The sequence below is a fragment of the Streptomyces sp. TS71-3 genome (assembly GCF_018327685.1).
GTDB lineage: Bacteria > Actinomycetota > Actinomycetes > Streptomycetales > Streptomycetaceae > Streptomyces.
The window spans coordinates 1,528,996-1,546,028 of the sequence record NZ_BNEL01000001.1 but is presented as its reverse complement, the minus strand read 5'-3'; the positions used below and the strand labels follow the sequence as shown (position 1 = coordinate 1,546,028).

15 protein-coding genes are annotated in these 17,033 nt (G+C 73.3%); 8 read left to right on the top strand and 7 right to left on the bottom strand.

Annotated features, from left to right (window positions below; genetic code table 11):
* Nucleotides 1–401 precede the first annotated feature (401 nt).
* Both Sm713_RS06410 and Sm713_RS06405 read right to left on the bottom strand, forming a co-directional pair.
* A complete protein-coding gene (locus Sm713_RS06410) occupies nucleotides 402–1,814 on the bottom strand; it encodes a family 2B encapsulin nanocompartment shell protein (RefSeq protein WP_212908690.1) in 1,413 nt (470 codons plus the stop codon).
* A 250-nt stretch (nucleotides 1,815–2,064) separates the two neighbouring features.
* Nucleotides 2,065–3,141 carry an N-acetylglucosamine kinase gene (locus tag Sm713_RS06405; RefSeq protein ID WP_212908689.1) on the bottom strand — a complete coding sequence of 359 codons (1,077 nt, stop codon included), beginning with the start codon at nucleotides 3,139–3,141 and terminating at the stop codon, nucleotides 2,065–2,067.
* 242 nt (nucleotides 3,142–3,383) lie between these two features.
* Here Sm713_RS06405 and Sm713_RS06400 point away from each other — a divergent pair, with 242 nt between their 5' ends.
* Both Sm713_RS06400 and Sm713_RS06395 read left to right on the top strand, forming a co-directional pair.
* The gene (locus tag Sm713_RS06400; RefSeq protein ID WP_212908688.1) at nucleotides 3,384–3,806 is read left to right on the top strand and encodes a PPOX class F420-dependent oxidoreductase; all 423 of its coding nucleotides are present in this window, start codon (nucleotides 3,384–3,386) and stop codon (nucleotides 3,804–3,806) included.
* 212 nt (nucleotides 3,807–4,018) lie between these two features.
* Nucleotides 4,019–5,311, top strand: coding sequence for an aromatic ring-hydroxylating dioxygenase subunit alpha (locus Sm713_RS06395; protein ID WP_212908687.1), 1,293 nt, complete (start codon nucleotides 4,019–4,021; stop codon nucleotides 5,309–5,311).
* Nucleotides 5,312–5,404: 93 nt separating this feature from the next.
* Here Sm713_RS06395 and Sm713_RS06390 read toward each other — a convergent pair whose 3' ends face one another.
* From Sm713_RS06390 to Sm713_RS06375, 4 genes are all read right to left on the bottom strand, one after another.
* On the bottom strand, nucleotides 5,405–6,223 hold the full coding sequence (locus Sm713_RS06390; RefSeq protein WP_212908686.1) for a class II aldolase/adducin family protein: 819 nt from the start codon (nucleotides 6,221–6,223) through the stop codon (nucleotides 5,405–5,407).
* A 214-nt stretch (nucleotides 6,224–6,437) separates the two neighbouring features.
* Nucleotides 6,438–7,742: an MFS transporter gene (locus Sm713_RS06385; protein ID WP_212908685.1), complete on the bottom strand. Its 1,305-nt coding sequence runs from the start codon at nucleotides 7,740–7,742 to the stop codon at nucleotides 6,438–6,440.
* Between the two features lie 160 nt (nucleotides 7,743–7,902).
* Nucleotides 7,903–8,871: an NAD(P)-dependent oxidoreductase gene (locus tag Sm713_RS06380; RefSeq protein WP_212908684.1), complete on the bottom strand. Its 969-nt coding sequence runs from the start codon at nucleotides 8,869–8,871 to the stop codon at nucleotides 7,903–7,905.
* A gap of 673 nt (nucleotides 8,872–9,544) precedes the next feature.
* Complete coding sequence (locus Sm713_RS06375) at nucleotides 9,545–10,225, bottom strand: FadR/GntR family transcriptional regulator (protein WP_212908683.1); 681 nt, start codon at nucleotides 10,223–10,225, stop codon at nucleotides 9,545–9,547.
* Nucleotides 10,226–10,628: 403 nt separating this feature from the next.
* Here Sm713_RS06375 and Sm713_RS06370 point away from each other — a divergent pair, with 403 nt between their 5' ends.
* The 6 genes from Sm713_RS06370 to Sm713_RS41610 all read left to right on the top strand — a co-directional run bounded on the left by Sm713_RS06370 (nucleotide 10,629) and on the right by Sm713_RS41610 (nucleotide 16,104).
* The gene (locus Sm713_RS06370; protein WP_212908682.1) at nucleotides 10,629–10,829 is read left to right on the top strand and encodes a ferredoxin; all 201 of its coding nucleotides are present in this window, start codon (nucleotides 10,629–10,631) and stop codon (nucleotides 10,827–10,829) included.
* Complete coding sequence (locus tag Sm713_RS06365) at nucleotides 10,819–12,180, top strand: NAD(P)/FAD-dependent oxidoreductase (protein ID WP_212908681.1); 1,362 nt, start codon at nucleotides 10,819–10,821, stop codon at nucleotides 12,178–12,180. Before Sm713_RS06370 ends, Sm713_RS06365 begins: the two co-directional genes overlap by 11 nt.
* Nucleotides 12,177–13,778 carry an aromatic ring-hydroxylating dioxygenase subunit alpha gene (locus Sm713_RS06360; protein WP_212908680.1) on the top strand — a complete coding sequence of 534 codons (1,602 nt, stop codon included), beginning with the start codon at nucleotides 12,177–12,179 and terminating at the stop codon, nucleotides 13,776–13,778. The genes Sm713_RS06365 and Sm713_RS06360 overlap by 4 nt, the downstream gene beginning before the upstream one ends.
* A gap of 182 nt (nucleotides 13,779–13,960) precedes the next feature.
* Nucleotides 13,961–14,491, top strand: a complete 531-nt coding sequence (locus Sm713_RS06355) for a 3-phenylpropionate/cinnamic acid dioxygenase subunit beta (protein WP_212908679.1) — start codon at nucleotides 13,961–13,963, stop codon at nucleotides 14,489–14,491.
* 486 nt (nucleotides 14,492–14,977) lie between these two features.
* Nucleotides 14,978–15,784 (top strand): IclR family transcriptional regulator, encoded by an 807-nt coding sequence (locus Sm713_RS06350; protein WP_212908678.1) that lies wholly within the window; start codon nucleotides 14,978–14,980, stop codon nucleotides 15,782–15,784.
* Complete coding sequence (locus Sm713_RS41610) at nucleotides 15,781–16,104, top strand: hypothetical protein (protein ID WP_374196031.1); 324 nt, start codon at nucleotides 15,781–15,783, stop codon at nucleotides 16,102–16,104. The genes Sm713_RS06350 and Sm713_RS41610 overlap by 4 nt, the downstream gene beginning before the upstream one ends.
* 48 nt (nucleotides 16,105–16,152) lie before the next feature.
* On the opposite strand, the gene Sm713_RS06345 is transcribed toward Sm713_RS41610, so the two are convergent.
* Entirely contained in the window at nucleotides 16,153–16,986 is an 834-nt protein-coding gene (locus tag Sm713_RS06345; RefSeq protein ID WP_249416133.1) for an IclR family transcriptional regulator C-terminal domain-containing protein, read from the bottom strand.
* Nucleotides 16,987–17,033: the final 47 nt, after the last annotated feature.

Sequence of the window (17,033 nt, the reverse complement as noted above, 5' to 3'; positions counted from 1 at the left end):
GCATCCGCGGTCGGGCTCGACGGCTGAGGTGAACGCTCAGGGGCGGGCATCCATGGCTCCTTGGTCGGATGGGTGGCTGTCCCGGATCCCGGGCGTGCCCGTGCGGCCCGGAGGGTCCGGGCCGCCGTGGCCGCCGGGCAGGGCCGGTCGTCCTCCAGGGCGAGGGGTACTAGGCCGTGTCCGGCGGATCTTCGTGGGCCCGCGACTCCCCCACTGCCTGAAGGGCGTGGGTGGGGGTACCTCCCACGCCCGTTCAGGGCAGTGGGGGAGTGCCCCCAGCACCGCACCTCGCCGCGTTGTCGGAGTCATCCGAGTACGCCCCGTACGAGGACGACCCTCCGCCTTGCGATGCACGGCACCAGACGCCGCAGGCTGATCCACGAAGATCCGCCGGACACGACCTAGTCGCGCCTGCGGGCGATCTGCACGTTCTCCAGCACGCCGAGTGCGTCCGGTACGAGGACGGCGGCCGAGTAGTACGTGGTGACGAGGTAGGAGATGATCGCCTTGTCGTCGATGCCCATGAAGCGCACCGAGAGGCCCGGCTCGTACTCGTCCGGCAGGCCGGTCTGGCGCAGTCCGATGACGCCCTGGTTCTCCTCGCCGGTGCGCATCACGATGACGGAGCTGGTGTTCTCCTTGGTGATGGGGATCTTGTTGCACGGCAGGATCGGGACCCCGCGCCAGGCCGGGACCTGCTGGCCGCCGAGGTCGACGTGGTTCGGGTAGAGCCCGCGGGCGTTGAACTCGCGGCCGATCGCGGCGATGGTCCGGGGGTGGGCGAGGAAGACCCTGGAACCGCGGCGGCGGCAGAGCAGCTCGTCGAGGTCGTCCGGGGTGGGCGGGCCCGAGTGCGTCTGGATGCGCTGCTTGAAGTCGGCGTTGTGGAGCAGGCCGAACTCGCGGTTGTTGATCAGCTCGTGCTCCTGGCGCTCGCGCAGCGCCTCGATGGTGAGCCTGAGCTGCTCCTCGGTCTGGTTCATCGGACCGTTGTAGAGATCGGCGACCCTGCTGTGGACCCGCAGGACGGTCTGTGCGACGGAGAGTTCGTACTCACGCGGCTTCAGCTCGTAGTCGACGAAGGCGCCGGGCAGCGACGACTCGCCGGTGTGGCCGGCCGACATGGCGATCTCGGCCTCGCCGTGGCGGTTCTGCCGCTGGCGGGGCAGCGAGCTGAACTGCTCGACGTGGGCCTGGAGGCCCGGCGCCTGGGAGAGCACGGCGGCGAAGTCCGCGCGGGAGAGCGTGAGCAGGGTGCCGGCGGTCTCGGCGGTGGCGGTGTGGTCCCAGCGGGCGTCCTCGTCCAGCAGGGCGTTCTCGCCGAACTGGTCGCCGTCGGCGAGCACGGCCACGGCGACCTCGTCGCCGTACTTGCCGGTGGAGGTCTGGCTGACGCGGCCGTGGGCGATGAGGTGAAGGTGCTCGGCGGGCGCGCCGCGCTCGACGAGCACCTCGCCGGGGCCGAAGTCCCGCTGGGTGCACCGGCCGGCGAGGGCGGCCAGCACCTCCTCGTCCTCGAAGCCCCGGAGCACGGCGAGTTCGCACAGCTCGCGGGGGATCACCCGGACCTCCGCACCGTCCTGGACGAACTCCACGCGCCCGTCGCCGACGGTGTAGCTCAGCCGGCGGTTCACGCGGTAGGCGCCGCCCTTGGTCTCCACCCAGGGGAGCGTCCGCAGCAGCCAGCGGGAGGTGATCTCCTGCATCTGCGGGGCGGACTTGGTGGTGGTGGCGAGGTTGCGGGCGGCCGCCGTGCCGAGGCTGGACTGCCGAGGCGACTCCGGCTGTGCTTCCGGGCTGGTGTCAACAGTCATCGGGCGAGCTCTCCTTCGTAGGGGCGGTGGCAGGCATGGGTGCGCCACCGGGAAAGAGGAAAGGGGGCAAACATCCGGGAATCCGTCCAGATCCCGAGAGACAGTAACGGCCGATCCACTCGATCAGCCCTGAAAATCCGCCGACATTAACTCGATACGATGATCGTGACCGTGCGAGGTTTGCCCCACCGTGCGGCGGTAATCGCGCGTGACCGGCGGGGCGCGTGACGCGCGCGGGGGCCCCGCTCGCCTACGGAGTGGTCGTGGAGACGGCCCCGGGACCCGTGCCCGAACCCGTTCGGGGGCCCGTGCCCGTTCGGGGTCCGGTCCAGCGGGCCCGCGCGGGCAGGGCGCGGGCGAGTGCCGCCGCGCCCGCGGTGCCGTCGGGTACCGGCAGGGGGCTCAGGCCGAGGCCGGCCAGGACGGGGGTCAGGCGGGGCAGCAGCGGGCCTTCGGGGCCGAGCAGGCCGCCGGTGGTCACCACCGTCTCGCCGGGCGCCGGGCGCAGCGCGCGGACCGACTCGGCGAGCGCGTCGACCGCGCCGTCCAGGAGGCCGGTCGCCACCTCGTCCCCGGCACCGGCGGCAGCCACCGCGAGGGGGCAGAGCCGGGCCAGCGCGGGCGAGCCGGCCGCGATCAGGGCCTCCAGCAGGCGGGCACGGGCCCGTTCGCGCTCGCGCCGCTCGGCGGGCGGCGTGCTGACCGGCTCGCCGAAGCGCCCGGTGAGGGCGGGCACCAGTGCCGTCCACGGGCCCCGCCCGTCCAGGGCGCGCAGCGCGGCGCGGCCGGCGTGCCGGCCGATCCAGTGACCGCTGCCGGCGTCGTCCAGCATCCCGCCGTGCCCGTCCACGGTGGCCGCCACCTGCCCGGCGGCGAACCGGATGACCGCGCTGCCCGTGCCCGACAGCACCAGCAGCCCGTCCGCGGGCGTCCCGGGCCCGGACGCGAACGCGACCTCCACGTCGGCGCGCACGTCGACGGGTACGCCGGCGGGCGCGCCGTGCCGGGCCAGCGCCGTGCGCAGCGCCGTCAGCGCCCTGTTCCGACCGGGGTCGTCCGCGAGGAGCCAGGACGCCCCGGCGAATCCGGCGGCCACCCCGCGCAGCCGGGCCGCGGCTCCGGCGGGCAGTGCCTCGGCGAGGGCGGCGGTGAGGTGGTCGGCGAGTTCGGGGCCGGCGACGGAGAGCGCGTTGCCCGGTCCGCCGGTGCCGCGGCCCAGCACGCGCGTGCCGTCCGTGACGAGTGCGCGGGTGCGGGTTCCGCCCGCGTCGATCCCGATGAGGATCCCCTCGCCGTCCCCGGCCGTCCCGCCCGGCACCCCGGCCATCCGCACCCCTCCGCCCGGGGCCGCCCGGTCCACCCGGGCCGCCCGCCACCTGCGCAGACCAGCACGCTCACGCGATCACCAGCACAGTCCACGCCGTCCCGCACGTCAAGCCGCGACCGGTCACGATCGTGTGCCGCCACCGGGCGGGGGACGGCGCGAGGTGCCGGGCGGAGCCGGATACCGGGCGGCGGCGGGCCGTTGCGCCGCTGGGTAGCATGCGCACGCGGCGAAAGGGCGAAACCATGAAGCTTCCGCAGGAACTGCGTGATCTGGTGGCCTCCGGGCCCATGGCCCACCTGAGCACCATCAAGCCCGACGGCAGCCCGCACGTGACGGTCATCTGGATCGGACTGGACGGCGACGAACTCGTCAGCGGCCACCTCGCCCGGCAGGTGAAGCTGCGCAACATGGAGCGGGACCCGCGGGTCGTGCTGACCTTCGACGCGCCGCGGGTGCCCGGCGTCGTCCTGAACGAGTACGCCATGCTGCGGGCGCGGGCCACCGTCGAGCCCAGCGACGCCACCTGGGACCTGCTCAACCGCCTGGCGAAGGTCTACATCGCCCCGGACGCCGAGTTCCCGGCACCCAGGAGCCCCGGCTACACCGTCCACTACGCCATCGAGCGCATCGGCGGCGTCGGGCCCTGGGCGCCTTCCCCGGACTGACGCACCGCACGCGCCGCGCACGCGCCGCGGGGCCGCTTGGGCCGCGGGCCGCTCACCCGATCGGCCCAGTACCGCGGCGCAGATCGCGCGCGTGCGGGTGCCGAACTCCGCGGCCGCCCGGAAATCTGCCGAGTCCTCCTCCGCGTATTACGCTGACGGTTATCTCGTGTTGCCACGCTTTGCAGCAGTGCCCTACGCGCAAGGAGAGGCCCATGACCGAGACGCAGCCCGTACGGGGTGGAAAGAGAAAAGCGCGGCCCGCGCGCGGTGCCGCCAACGTGTCGCAGGGCCCTTCGAGAACGGTGGCCGATCTGCGGCGCACGGGCATCAATCCGAATTTCTGGTACCCCGTCGCCGTTTCCCGAAGCGTGCCGCGGAACAAGGCGTTCGCCGCGTCCTTCGCGGGTGAGCGCATCGCGCTGTACCGCACGGCCGGTGGCGACGTCCACGCACTTGAGGACCGCTGCGCGCACCGGCAGGTGCCGCTGAGCATGGGGGTCGTGGAGGGCGACGCGCTGCGCTGCTGCTACCACGCCTGGGCCTACCGCGGAAACGGCCGTATTTCGCAGATACCCTATCTGCCCAAGGGTGTCACCAGGCCGCCGAGCGGCGTGCGGGCCTATCCCGTCCGGGAACGCTACGGGTTGGTCTTCGTCTTTCCGGGCGACCCCGAGAAGGCGCCCTCCACTCCCCTGCCGGTGCTTCCGGAATTCGATTCCAGGCGCCACCGGACGATGGCGTTCTCGCGCACCGTGCACTGCCATTACTCGTTCCTGCACGAGAACCTGCTCGACATGAACCACCAGTTCCTGCACCGCGGCGTGCTCGGCAGGATCCAGCCCGAACTCCTCGGGTACGACACGGGGCCGGGGTCCGTCGAGGCCAGGTACCTGTTCATCCCGGGCGGCGGGAGGAAGGACCGCGGCGCCGGGCTGCTCTCCGGCGAGGGCCTGCGGCGCGGAGGCTCGCGCGACGCCATCACCGTCCGGACCCAGTACCCGTACCAGACGCTCCAGTCGGTCCCCGAGCACGCCGACCTGCCGGCGTTCTCCCTGTGGGCGGCGTACGTTCCCGAGGACGCGGAGCAGCGCAGGACGCACGCCTTCGGACTGCTCATGATCGCCAAACCGCCGGTGCCGGGTGCGCTCCACCTGGCCTGGCCGTTCATCCGGCGGTTCACCGAGCGGGTGTTCGCCGAGGACCGGATGGCCGTGGAGGCGGAGCAGCGGGCCTGGGACGAGCAGGGCGAGGACTGGAACCAGGAGGTCTTCCCGCTGATCCTCGACGTCCGCGAGGTGCTGCGCACCAACGGCGTTCCGATCCGCCCGGAGTCGGCGCTGTGCGGGGCCGCCGCGCTCTGCGACTCGGCGGCCCCGGCGGCACCGGCTTCCGGAACGGCCGCGTCCGGCAGGGCGGCGTCCGGCACGGCGGCCTCCGGTATGGCGTCCTCCGGTACGGCTTCCTCCAGTACGGCTTCCTCGTCCCGGGCCCGCACGAAGTCCTGACGGCGGCGGGCGCGGGCGCTCCGGGTCCTCAGAATCAGAAGGTTCGACGGGGCGCCCGCGGCCGGTTGCCGGATCGCCCGGCGCCGGCGCGGTTCAGTCCAGGCCGAGCCCCGCGTGCTCCAGCCGGGCCAGGTGGCTGCGCCAGACCGTCTCGTCGTTGAACGCCGAGCCGAGGTCGGGGAGTTCGGCGATGTCGGCCTCGGGCAGCACGGGCGGGGTGCGGTGCCCGGAGGCGGCGAGCGTCATCTTGGCCAGCGACTCGACGGTGAGCGCCCGCACCACGGCCTGCTGCACGGTCTCGCCGATGGCGACGATGCCGTGCCCGCGCAGGATGCAGACGGGCCGCTCCGCGAGCGCGGTCGCGACCTCTCGGCCCAGGTCGGGGCGGGTGATGAGGACACCCCGCGGGTAGACGGGGATGCCGTCGAGCGCCATCCGCATGGCGGGGATGTTGTAGGCGCCGACGATGGGGCGGAGGGTGAGGCCGGCCAGGTCGGCGGCGACCACGTTCGGGGGGTGGATGTGCACCACGGCCTGTGCGTCCGGGCGGGCGCGCAGCACCTCCCTGTGGATGGGCAGTTCGTTCGGTACCCGGTAGCCGTCGGGCAGGTCGGTGTCGCCGTCCAGGCCGACCCGCCACACGTCGCCGGGGTCGGTGAACAGCAGGCCCCGCTCGCGCGGGCCCCGGCAGCGGATGTGCAGGGTGCCGTCGTCGTCGCGCAGGCTGATGTGGCCGAGGATGTCCTCCGCGAGGCCGCGGTGGGCGAGGATCCGGCAGCCGAGGGCGATCAGCCGCCGGACCTCGTCGGCGGAGGGCTTCGCGGGGGCGCTCGCCCCGGCCGCGGGTGTGCCGGGGGTGGGCGTGCCGGCGGAGGGTGTGCCGGGGGCGGGGGCGTCGTGCGGGGTGGTCATCGTGGCGTTCCCTGGGTTGTGCGGTGGGACGGGTGCGGTGGGGCTGTGGGGGGTGGAGCTGTGCGCGGTGGGGCTGTGGGGGGCCGGCTGGGTCAGGAGGTGTCCGGTGGGGGGTGGCGGCTCGGTAGGAATGGCGGTGGGCGGTAGGCGGCGGGCGGTAGGCAGTAGGGGGTGGATGGAGTGGCGGGCGACGGGCTCCGGTGGGGGTCCGCCGTCAGTATGTGGCGCGGTGCAGGACGTAGCTGGCACCACCGCCGACGAGGAAGACGGCGATGAGGAAGGCGAAGGCCGCGTCGAATCCGCCCGAGTCCACCAGGTAGCCCATCACGGTGGCGCCGAAGGCGCCGACGAAGTTGCCGATGCCGATCATGATCCCGGCGGCCCGGCCCATCCGGTGGGCGGGCGCGAAGCTGTGCAGGACGCCCTGGGCGGCGAGCGTGGTGAAGCCCTCGATGCCGATGATCGCCACGATCACGGCGGCCAGCTGGACGTCGAGCGTGGTGACGGTGGACGCGAGCAGCAGGCAGACCGCGGCCAGCAGGAAGCCGCCGCAGGTGAAGATGGCCTTGCGCCCGGTGCGGTCCATGCCGAACCCGACCAGCGGTCCCACCGCCACGCACAGCAGGAACGCGAGCGCGATGTAGCCGTCCGCGCTCGCGCCGCTGATGTGCTGCTCGTCCTCCAGGTAGGTGGGGAACCAGCTCGCCAGGCCGTACACGCCGATGTTGTTGGTGATCCACACGCCGGCGCACACCCACAGCGGCCAGGTCAGCAGCGCGTTGCCGGCCTTGCCTGCCCGGCCGCCGCCGCCCGGCTCCCCGTCCACGTCGCCGGGGGTCTTGTCGCCGCGGATGACGTCGAGTTCCGCGCTGCTCAGCCCGGGTGCCTGCTCCGGGGAGTCATGGAGCAGGAACCAGGCGGTGGGCACGCAGACGACCAGCGAGAGGATGGTCAGCAGGCCGAAGGCGCCCCGCCAGTCGGTGACGCCGATGGCACCGGTGATCACGAAGCCGGAGATGGCGAAGCCGACGTTGATCGCGCCTATCCAGACGGACTTGGCGCGGCTCCGCTCGGCCCCCGGGAACCAGCGGGCGGTCAGCGCGTTCGACATCGGCCACAGGAAGCCCTCCGCGACGCCGAGCGCGCCCCGCGCCACCAGCAGCATCGGCACGTCGACGGCGAGTGCGGCGGCCAACGTGCTCAGCCCCCAGAAGCACATGCCGACGATGGCGCACCGGCGCGGCCCGAAGCGGTCGATCAGGATGCCCCACACCGGCATGGAGGCGCCGTAGAAGACCAGCGTGACGGTGGTGAGCAGGCCGAGGAGGCCGTGCTTGCCCTCCAGGTGCATGTCGGACAGGAAGTGGTCGTCCGCGATGATCACGCCGACGCCGGTCTTGTCGAGCATGCCGACGATCCAGATGACCACGACCGCGGGCGAGAACAGCCACCAGCGCTTCGCGCGGTACCCGGGCTCCGCGCCACCCGATCTGTGGTCGGTGCTCTGCAGGGAAGTCATACGGGCCTCATCTTCATCGAATAGGCACTCTTCGGTCGGGGTGACCGTGCGGGCAGGCGGGGGGCTGGTGGTGCGGGTGGTGCGACTGCTGGCACCGGTGCTGGTGCCGGCAGGGGAACGGTGAGGTCGGCGCGGCGGGGGTGACGGCGCGGCGGTGGGGTCAGCCGGCGGGGGTGGCGGGGGCGTCGGCGGGCGGCGGGGGTGACGGGGTGTCGGAGGCGGGCGGTGCCGTGTACGAGGGGAGCAGGGCGCTGCTCTCCGGGTAGGGACGGTGCCGGTAGGGCGTGTCCATGACGTGCCGGAAGAACGCCGCGGTGACGTCGAGCGTGGGGCTGTGGATCGCCGCCGACTCGGCGAGTCGCTCGGCGAGCGCCATGTCCTTGGCGATGGTGGTGGCCGGTGCGCGGGTGCGCACGGCCGCGGTGTCGCCGCGGAAGTAGCTCGCCGCGGTGCTCAGCCCGGACTCCGCGCCGCTGCACTCCTGCACGGCCTCGGCCGCCAGCGCGGGGTCGAGGCCGACGGCTTCGGCGATCAGCAGGGCCTCGGCGGAGGCCAGGTACCAGGCGTACTTGATGTGCTGGTTGAGCAGCTTGACGGTGTAGCCGGCGCCGAGCCTGCCGCAGTGGACGAGCGTCCTGGAGACCGCGCGCAGGGCGGGTTCGAGCTCGCCCAGCACGCCTTCCGCGCCGCCCACCAGCAGGGTGGAGTCGGGGGCCTTGCGGCTGACGGGGCAGTCCAGGAACCGCCGCCCGGCCGCCGCGAAGCGGGCACCGAGCAGTTCGGCGGTGTCGGGGCCGCAGGTGGACAGGTCGAGCAGCAGGCCACCGGGGGCGAGCCCGGCGAGCACTCCGCGCTCGGGGTCGAGCGCGGCCTCGTGCACCTGGTCGGGGCCGGGCAGGAAGGTCAGCACCCAGCGGCAGCGGGTGGCGAGTTCACGCGGCGAGCCGGCGGTCGTCGCACCGGCGGCGACCGCTTCGGCCACCGCCTCGGGGCGGGCGTCGTGGCAGCGCACGGGCCAGCCGGCCCGGAGCAGCCCGACGGCCAGCGCGGTGCCCATCGGGCCGAGCCCGATCAGCCCGATCTCGGGCGCCCCCGACGGCCCTTGCGCCGTACCGGGCAGGCCGGTCACGAGCGGGCCCCGGCGCACCGGCGCGCGATTCCGGCGGCACGGCTCCTTGCTGCTGGCACTGCGGATTTCCCTTCTGCGTCACGTGTCCGGCCCCATGCCGACGGGGCCGTCGACCGGCTCCGGGATGCCCGGCAGCACTCGGGTCCGAGCTGCGAGAACGGGGCGTGTCCCGAGCGGAGTCGCCGGCGGTCCCGTGGTCCACCGCGGGGCGATCTTCCGCATCAAAGAAGTTCCTTCTTCAACGCGGAGGCTGCCACCGCCCTCGCCGACCAGTCAAGAACCAGAACCGGGATTCAATCCCCGGACCACACGGAAGCCCGGCCGGGGCCGGCCACCCCAGGGCCGCGAGGACGGAGCAACCCCCCACGGACGGAACCCGAACAAGCCCACAAGGCCCAGCCCCTCCAGGGGCGCGGGGAACCGCGCAAACAGGGGCGCGGGGATGGGGGTACCTCCCACGCCCTCAAGGCAGTGGGGAAGCAAAACCCCCCGCCGCCGGGGGCCGACACGCCCCCCGCAAGAGGCAACCACCCCAGGGGCGCGGGGAACCGCGCAAAAAACCCCGACCCACGGACAGCCGAGACAACCACACAAGACACAGCCACCCCCAGGGGCGCGGGGAACCGCGCAAAAAAGCCCGGCCCACGGAGAGCCGACCGAGAGGAAGAACCCCTCAGCACCCCCGCCACAAGGGCGCCGAGGCCGGGGCCGAAGGCGCCACCGCATCGGCGGTCCGCTGAAGATGATCCCCCATCACCTTGCGAGCCACCCCGGGCTCGCCCCGCTCGATCGCGTCCACGAACGCCCGATGCTCGGCAACCCCCTGCTTCCCCTCGTGATGCGCCTGCCGCATCGACATCAGGATGGCCTCCCGGAAGGAGTCCAGCAGCAGCACGACGGCGGGGTTGTGCGAGGCGGCCGCGGCCCGCAGATGGAAGCCGAACGACATCGCCACGGTGTAGCTGCCCTCCTCGCGGGCGGCCTCCGCCTCGTCGCACAGCGCACGCAGCTCCGCGAGGTCCTGCGCGGTGGCCCGCTCGGCGATCAGCGGGACGATGCCCAGCTCGAAGGCGATCCGCGCCTCGGTGACATCGGCCGCGGACAGGCCCGAGATGCTCAGCAGGTCGGTGATGCCGGCCGCCGCGCTGCCCGCCGTGGGCGCGGTCACGAAGGCGCCGCCGTGCGCTCCGGCACGGATCTCGATCAGGCCGTTGACCTCCAGCGCGCGCAGGGCCTCGCGCAACGTCAGCCGGCTCACGCCCATCCGGTCGCACAGCACGCGTTCCGCGGGCAGCCGGGTGCCGACCGGAAGCTCCCCGGTGCGGATCAGGGTCCGGATCTGACGGACGATCATGGCGGACGTCCGCCCGGCCGACGGCACCGGACTGAAGACGTTCTCCGGAGAGACCGGCCCACCCGCACTGGAGGCCACTGGCCCCTCCTCTCCTCAAGCCCTCGCCGGCGCCCCAGCGTATGCCACCGCCAGCCGCCGGCCCGGTGCACTCCGCGCCGGTCACGAGCACCTCCCTGGGCGTCTTGACAGCGTTCTGGGCCACTTCTATGGTGCCTATGGTTCAATTACTAAACCATTAAACGTATGGTTCGGGAAGCCCGCGGAGAGCACCGCAGAGGAGCACCCCGCACAGGCCCCGCACCCCACTCCGCCCCCGGTCGCCAGGCCTGGCCACCGCCCGCCTTCGAGGCCCCGGCCGCCGCCCGACCGGGCGCCACGCGCACCAGCCGAGGAGTAACGCCCCGTGCGAATCCATGTGGACCTGGGCAGATGCCAGGGATACGGCAACTGCGTCACCGCCGACGAGAAACACTTCGACCTCGACGACAACGGCCTCGTGGTGCTGCTGGACGAGCAGGTCGACAGCGCGGACCGCGAGCGGGTCGCCGCGGCCGTCCGCAGCTGCCCGGCCGACGCGCTCCGGCTCGCCGACGATGACTCCTGACCCCGCCGGGACGACGGCGCCCGCCGCGACGGCGGCCGGGCCCGCCGGCACACCGCGGTCCGTGCTCATCGTCGGCGCGTCCGTCGGCGGCGTGCGCACCGCGCAGGCCCTTCGCGAGGAGGGGTTCGACGGGGAGATCACGATCGTCGGCGCCGAGCCCACCGCCCCGTACGACAAGCCGCCGCTCTCCAAGGAACTGCTCACCGGGCGGCGCGGCCAGGACGCCCTGGCGCTGCTCGGGGAGGGCGAGCAGGAACGCCTCGGGCTCACCCTGCGGCTCGGCACCAGGGCCCTCGGCCTCGACCCGGAACGCCGCGAGGTGCACCTGTCCGACGCCACCCGGATCGGGTACGGCGCCCTGGTCGTCGCCACCGGCGCCCGCCCCCGCACCCTGCCCCCGCCGGCGGACCGCCTGGTGCACACCGTGCGCGAACTGGCCGACGGCGTCGAGCTGGCCAAGCGGCTGGCCACCGGGGAGCCGGTGGCCGTCGTCGGCGGCGGCTTCGTCGGCGCCGAGGTCGCCGCCTCGGCCGCGGCGCTCGGCTGCCGGACCACCCTGATCGAGCGGAGCACGGCAGCGTTCTCCCGGATCCTCGGCGAGCGGGTCGGCTCCCTGGTCACCGACCTGCACCGGGCCCACGGCGTGGAGGTGATCGCCGGTACCGGGGTCCGCGCGGTCGTGGAGCGCACCGACGGCACGCGGGTGCTCACCCTGGACGACGGGCGCAGGATCGCCGCCGGCACCGTCGTGGCCGGCATCGGCTGCGTACCGGACACGTCCTGGCTGGAGGGCTCCGGGGTCTGCCTGGAGGACGGCGTGGTCACCGACGAGTTCTGCGCGGTCCCCGGGCACCGGGACCTCTACGCCGTCGGGGACGTCGCCCGCTGGTACGACCGGCGCACCGGCCGGCACCGCAGGGTCGAGCACTGGACCAACGCGGCGGAGCAGGCCGCCCTCGTCGCCCGCAACCTCACCCGTCCCGGACGGCGGACCCCCTACGCGCACGTTCCGTACTTCTGGTCCGACCAGCACGGCGTCAAGATCCAGTCGGCCGGGGACCCGGCCGCCGCGGACACCGTCGAACTGCTCCGCTGCACCACGCCGAAGGGCGACAAGGACGTGGCGCTCTACTCCCGTAACGGCCGGCTGACCGCCGCCGTGACGTTCGGCTGGCCGCGCGCCTGCGCCACCGCCCGCCGGCTGCTGGCCGAGGGCGGCACCGTGGCCGGCCTGCGCGCGAAGCTCGCCGAACTGGCCGGCGGGATCACCACCCTGGAGCCGGGCACCCCGGCCGCGCCCCACACCTCCGTCGAAAGACCCACCAGCAAGAAGGACGGTCCGAAGCGATGAGCACCACCACGGACTCCACTACTGACACGGCCGGCACAGCCGACACGACCGACGCAGCCGACACCGCCGCAGGCTCCGCAACCGACACCGCGAACGCCGGGACCGAAGCCACGCCCACGGGCACGGGCACGGGCACCGCCACGAAAGCCGGCCCGAGCACCGTCCCGCACAGCGGAGTCGGCCCGGTCCGCGACCTGGTCGACGTGGCCCGCGGCGAGATCAGCCGGGAGATCTTCGTCAACGAGGAGATCCACCGGCGCGAGCTGGAACACCTCTTCCCCCGCGCCTGGCTGTTCGTCGGGCACGCCACCCAGGTGCCGCGGCCGGGTGACTTCTTCTCCTCGTGGATGGGCTCCGACCCGGTCCTGCTGACCCGTGACGACAAGGGCGAACTGCACGTCCTGCTCAACTCGTGCCGGCACCGCGGCATGCGGGTGTGCCGCTACGACGAGGGCAACACCATGCAGTTCACGTGCCCGTACCACGCCTGGTCGTACTCGGTCGACGGCTCGCTGGTGCACACCCCCGGCGACCTGCACGGGGTGCCGCAGATGAAGGCCGCCTACGACAACAAGCTCAAGAGGGAGCAGTGGGGCCTGGTGCGCTGCCCGCACGTGCGCTCCTACAAGGGCCTGGTCTTCGCCAACTGGGACCCCGACGCACCGCCGTTCGAGGAGTACGTAGGCGACTTCCACTGGTGGCTGGACAACCTCGCGGACGCCTTCGACGGCACCGAGGGCGGCACGGAGGTCTTCCGGGGCGTGCTGAAGTGGCGGATCAAGTCGAACTGGAAGTTCGTCTCCGAGAACTTCCTCGGCGACACCTACCACGGCGCCTCCACCCACGCCTCCGTGGAGGCCGTCGGCATCGGACCGGGCGGCCGCGGCAAGCGGCGGCACGGCGAGCGGCAGGACCAGGGCGGCTTCTCGCGGGGCCGGATGAAGACGTCGTTCCGGCTCGGTCACGGCGCCTCCGACAACCTCGCGTACGAGGTGCCGTACCCGGAGTTCGCCGAGGCCGACATGGACGAGTACTTCAAGTCCGTCTGGCAGAAGCGGACCGAACGGCTCCGGGCGCAGGGCCGGCTGCTCGGCGGCCGGGGCCCCGCCACCCTCTTCCCGAACATGTCGTTCGCGGCCGGCTTCCCGCGCAGCATCCTCGTCGCGCACCCGATCAGCCCCACCGAGACCGAGGTGTGGCGGTGGTTCCTCGTCGATCGCGACGCTCCCGGGTTCGTCCGCGAGTGGCTGCGCCGCTACTACATGCGCTACGCGGGCCCGGCCGGCATGACCGAGCAGGACGACATGGAGAACTGGGACTACGCGACCCAGGCCAGCCGGGGCGTGGTCGCCCGCCGCTACCCGTACAACTACCAGCAGGGCCTCGGCCAGGAGCTGCCCAGCGACCTGGACCGTGCCGTGCACTCGCACCACGCCATCGCCGGGGAGGTCAACGCCCGTGCGTTCTACCGCCGTTGGGCGGAGTTCACCGACGCCCTCCCCTGGCCGGAGCTGACCCGCCTCGCCGCGACCGACGACCGTGCGGTGGCCGGGGCGGGCGGGGGCATCGAGATCGGGCGCCGCGAGGGGGACGACTGAGCGCGGAAGCGCCGCGGGCCGCGCCCCCGGGGCTCGCCCCCTCTCGCCTCTCCCCTCCCTCTCTCGCCTCCCTGACTTCATGTCGTCTCCCTCACTTCATGTCGTCTCCCTCACTTCATGTCGTCTCCCTCACTTCATGTCGTCCCGTCCCGTCTCAGCATCCGAAGGAGTCATCACAGGTCATGGCCATCGAACAGAAGGCGATCGAGCGCCTGCTGCTGGAGCGGGAGGTGGCGGACTTCCTCTACCGGGAGGCCGACCTGCTCGACGAGCGCCGCTACGAGGACTGGCTCGGCATGCTCGCCGAGGACTACCGCTACAGCGTCCCGCTGCGTATGAACGTCCGCTACGAGGATGTCGCCGACCGGGAGAACACCCGGGACGGTGAGGTGCAGTGGTTCGACGAAGGCAAGGAGACGGTGGAGCTGCGGGTGGCCCAGCTGGCGACCGGGCAGCACTGGGCCGAGGAGCCGGTCTCGCGGGTCTCGCACCTGGTCACCAATGTGCGGCTGGAGTCGGCGGAGCTTCCGGAGGCCGAGGTGAGCTGCCGGTTCCTGGTGTACCGGAACCGGGTCGCGGACGAGACGGACTTTCTGGTGGGGCGCCGCAGGGATCGCCTGCGGCGGGCCGGCGGCGATTGGCAGGTGGTGCGGCGAACGCTGTACCTCGACCAGTCGGTCCTGATGGCGAAGAACCTGTCGGTCTTCGTCTGACCGCCCCCGCGACTCCTTCTTCGGCCTACGGCCCGCTCGGTAGAGGGTGCGGACGGCCTGCGGCCGGCCCAACCGACCCGGTAGGGGGTGCCCCTTGCGGCCGGTAGCGGTCTGCAGGTCTCGCACTGGTCGCTCGCGCAGTTCCCCGCGCCCCTTTCAGGGCACTCTGAACGCAAGGCGCACCCACAAAGGGGCGCGGGGAACTGCGCCACAAGCCACACCCCACCCGCAGACACCCACCACCCCAAAGCACCCACCCGCCCCAAGGGGCGCGGGGAACCGCGCAAAAAACCACGACCCACCCGCACACGCCCCCACCGGAACACCCAAAGCACCCCCAAGGGGCGCGGGGAACCGCGCAAAGAACCGCGGCGCACCCGCACACGCCCCACCGGAGACCCGCCGCCCCCAAGAGCGCCAGGTCACAGCCAGCCCCACACAAGCCCGCACCCCCGGCCCAAGCCAGCGCAGCGATATGCTCGGCCGATGGTTCAGGGCAGAGCGGCCGGCGAGACGGCCCGCGCGGGCGGGGCGAAGCCGTCCTACCCGATCACCTCCGTGGGCAACGCGCTACGGCTGCTGCTGATGTTCCGCGACCACAAGCGCCTGCGCCTCACCGACGTCGCCCACGCCCTGGACGTCGCCGACTCCACGGCGCACCGGCTGCTCGCGATGCTGATCCAGCACGACTTCGTACGCCGCGAGGAGGACCTGCGCGTCTACGTCGCCGGCCCCGCGCTGCTGGAGATCGGGCTCGCCGCCGTCCGCAATCTGGACATCCGCAATCTGGCCCGGCCGATCCTCGCCGACCTGGCCCTGCGCGTGAACGAGACCGTGCACCTGGCCCAGTTGGAGGGCGGCCGGATCCGCTACCTGGCCGGCGCGGAGAGCAACCGCGCCCTGCGCGTCGCCGACCGCACCGGCCAGCTGATGCCCGCGCACCGCACCGCCACCGGCAAGGCGCTGCTGGCCGAGCTGACCGCGGGGCAGCTCGACGAGCTGTTCGCCTCGGAGTCCCCCGGAGTGCTGCGGCCCGAGGAGCGCGCCCTGCTCGACACCGAGCTGGCCCGGGTCCGCGACCAGGGGTACGCCACCAACCACCGCGAGGCCGACGAGGACGAGATCGTGTCCGTGGCGACCGTCGTCCGGGACCGCCGCGACCTGGCCGTGGCCGCCCTCAACGCCTCCGCGCCCGCCACCCGGATGCCCCGCAAGCGCCAGCTGACCGTCGTCCGCCACCTGCACGCCGCGGCCTCCCAGCTGGAGACGCTGCTCAACAACGCGGTCGGCTGACCCGCCCCCGTCCAGCAGCTCCCCCGCCCCCTCGCGCCCCCCGCCCCGCCGACCAGCCCGCGCGCCCGCGCTCACGCCCGCCGTCATCCCCGGACGGCGGGCGGCTCCACGTCTGCGATCACCGGCCCACCCGGCTCGGGAAAAGGAGCCGACCGGCCGGAGCCGTGCGCGCCGACGTCGACGCGGACGACGTCATGCGTCTCATCTTCGCCGCCACCGCCGGCGCCTACGTCGACGACGCACAACGTGAACGGGCCGTCCGGATCATTCTCGACGGCATCCACCCCCAAGCCGCCGGCCAGGCCCACGAGCACGGGTAGACGACACGCGGCCCGCGGCGGCCGACCGGCCCCGGCGCCCCGGGACGTTCAGGCGCCCCCGCCCGTGCCTCCCGCGCCCGGCCGCGGCTCCACCGTCGCGACCGGCATGCTCCGCCACGCCGCCCAGTCCGCGCTGACCGCGCTCGCCGTGCGCAGCAGCCGCGGCAGATGCCGCTCCAGCAGCGTCTCCACGGAGGTCTCCGCGGCGTGCACGGTGACGTTCATGGCCGCGATGACCTGCCCGTCGCCGTCCCGCACCGGCACCGCGACGGAACGGATGCCGACGGCCAGGTCCTCGTCGGCGAGCGCCCAGCCCCGGGCCCTGACCTCCCGCAGCACCGGTTCCAGGTCCCTCGCGCCGTACGTGCGCCGGGGCGTGACACCGGACCTGCCCGCCTGGGCCAGCACCGCGGCGAGCCGGTCCACCTCCAGCGCCGCGAGAAGCACCCTGCCCTGGGAGGTGGCGGCGGCCGGGAAGCGGGTCCCGATGGTCACGGCCAGCGCGATGATCTTCGGCACGGCGACCCGGGCGACGTAGACGATGTCCGAACCGTCGAGCTGCGCCATGGACGACGACTCGCCGGTCTCGTGCACCAGCCGCTCCATGTGCGGGCGCGCGATCTCCCACAGCCCCTGTGAGCCGATGTAGGCCATGCCCAGGTCGAGCACCCTGGGGGTGAGGGTGAAGCCGCGGTCGGTGGCGTCGACGTAGCCCAGTTCCTGGAGGGTGAGCAGCATCCGGCGGGCCGTGGGGCGGGCGAGGCCGGTGGCGGTCGCGACGTCGCTCAGCGTCATCTCGGGCCGCCCCGGGCGGAAGCAGCGCAGCACGTCGAGGCCCCGCGCGAGGGCCTCGACGAAGTCGGGGCCGGCGTCCCTGCGCACGTCATCCCCGCCTCTCGCCCCGTCTCCAGCCTGCCGTGTGCCGCGTC

Coding starts and splice junctions, on each gene's coding strand:
- Sm713_RS06410 (WP_212908690.1), bottom strand. CDS start 1,814: ATGACTGTTGACACCAGCCCGGAAGCACAGCCGGAGTCGCCTCGGCAG.
- Sm713_RS06405 (WP_212908689.1), bottom strand. CDS start 3,141: ATGGCCGGGGTGCCGGGCGGGACGGCCGGGGACGGCGAGGGGATCCTC.
- Sm713_RS06400 (WP_212908688.1), top strand. CDS start 3,384: ATGAAGCTTCCGCAGGAACTGCGTGATCTGGTGGCCTCCGGGCCCATG.
- Sm713_RS06395 (WP_212908687.1), top strand. CDS start 4,019: ATGACCGAGACGCAGCCCGTACGGGGTGGAAAGAGAAAAGCGCGGCCC.
- Sm713_RS06390 (WP_212908686.1), bottom strand. CDS start 6,223: ATGACCACCCCGCACGACGCCCCCGCCCCCGGCACACCCTCCGCCGGC.
- Sm713_RS06385 (WP_212908685.1), bottom strand. CDS start 7,742: ATGACTTCCCTGCAGAGCACCGACCACAGATCGGGTGGCGCGGAGCCC.
- Sm713_RS06375 (WP_212908683.1), bottom strand. CDS start 10,225: ATGATCGTCCGTCAGATCCGGACCCTGATCCGCACCGGGGAGCTTCCG.
- Sm713_RS06365 (WP_212908681.1), top strand. CDS start 10,819: ATGACTCCTGACCCCGCCGGGACGACGGCGCCCGCCGCGACGGCGGCC.
- Sm713_RS06360 (WP_212908680.1), top strand. CDS start 12,177: ATGAGCACCACCACGGACTCCACTACTGACACGGCCGGCACAGCCGAC.
- Sm713_RS06355 (WP_212908679.1), top strand. CDS start 13,961: ATGGCCATCGAACAGAAGGCGATCGAGCGCCTGCTGCTGGAGCGGGAG.
- Sm713_RS06350 (WP_212908678.1), top strand. CDS start 14,978: ATGGTTCAGGGCAGAGCGGCCGGCGAGACGGCCCGCGCGGGCGGGGCG.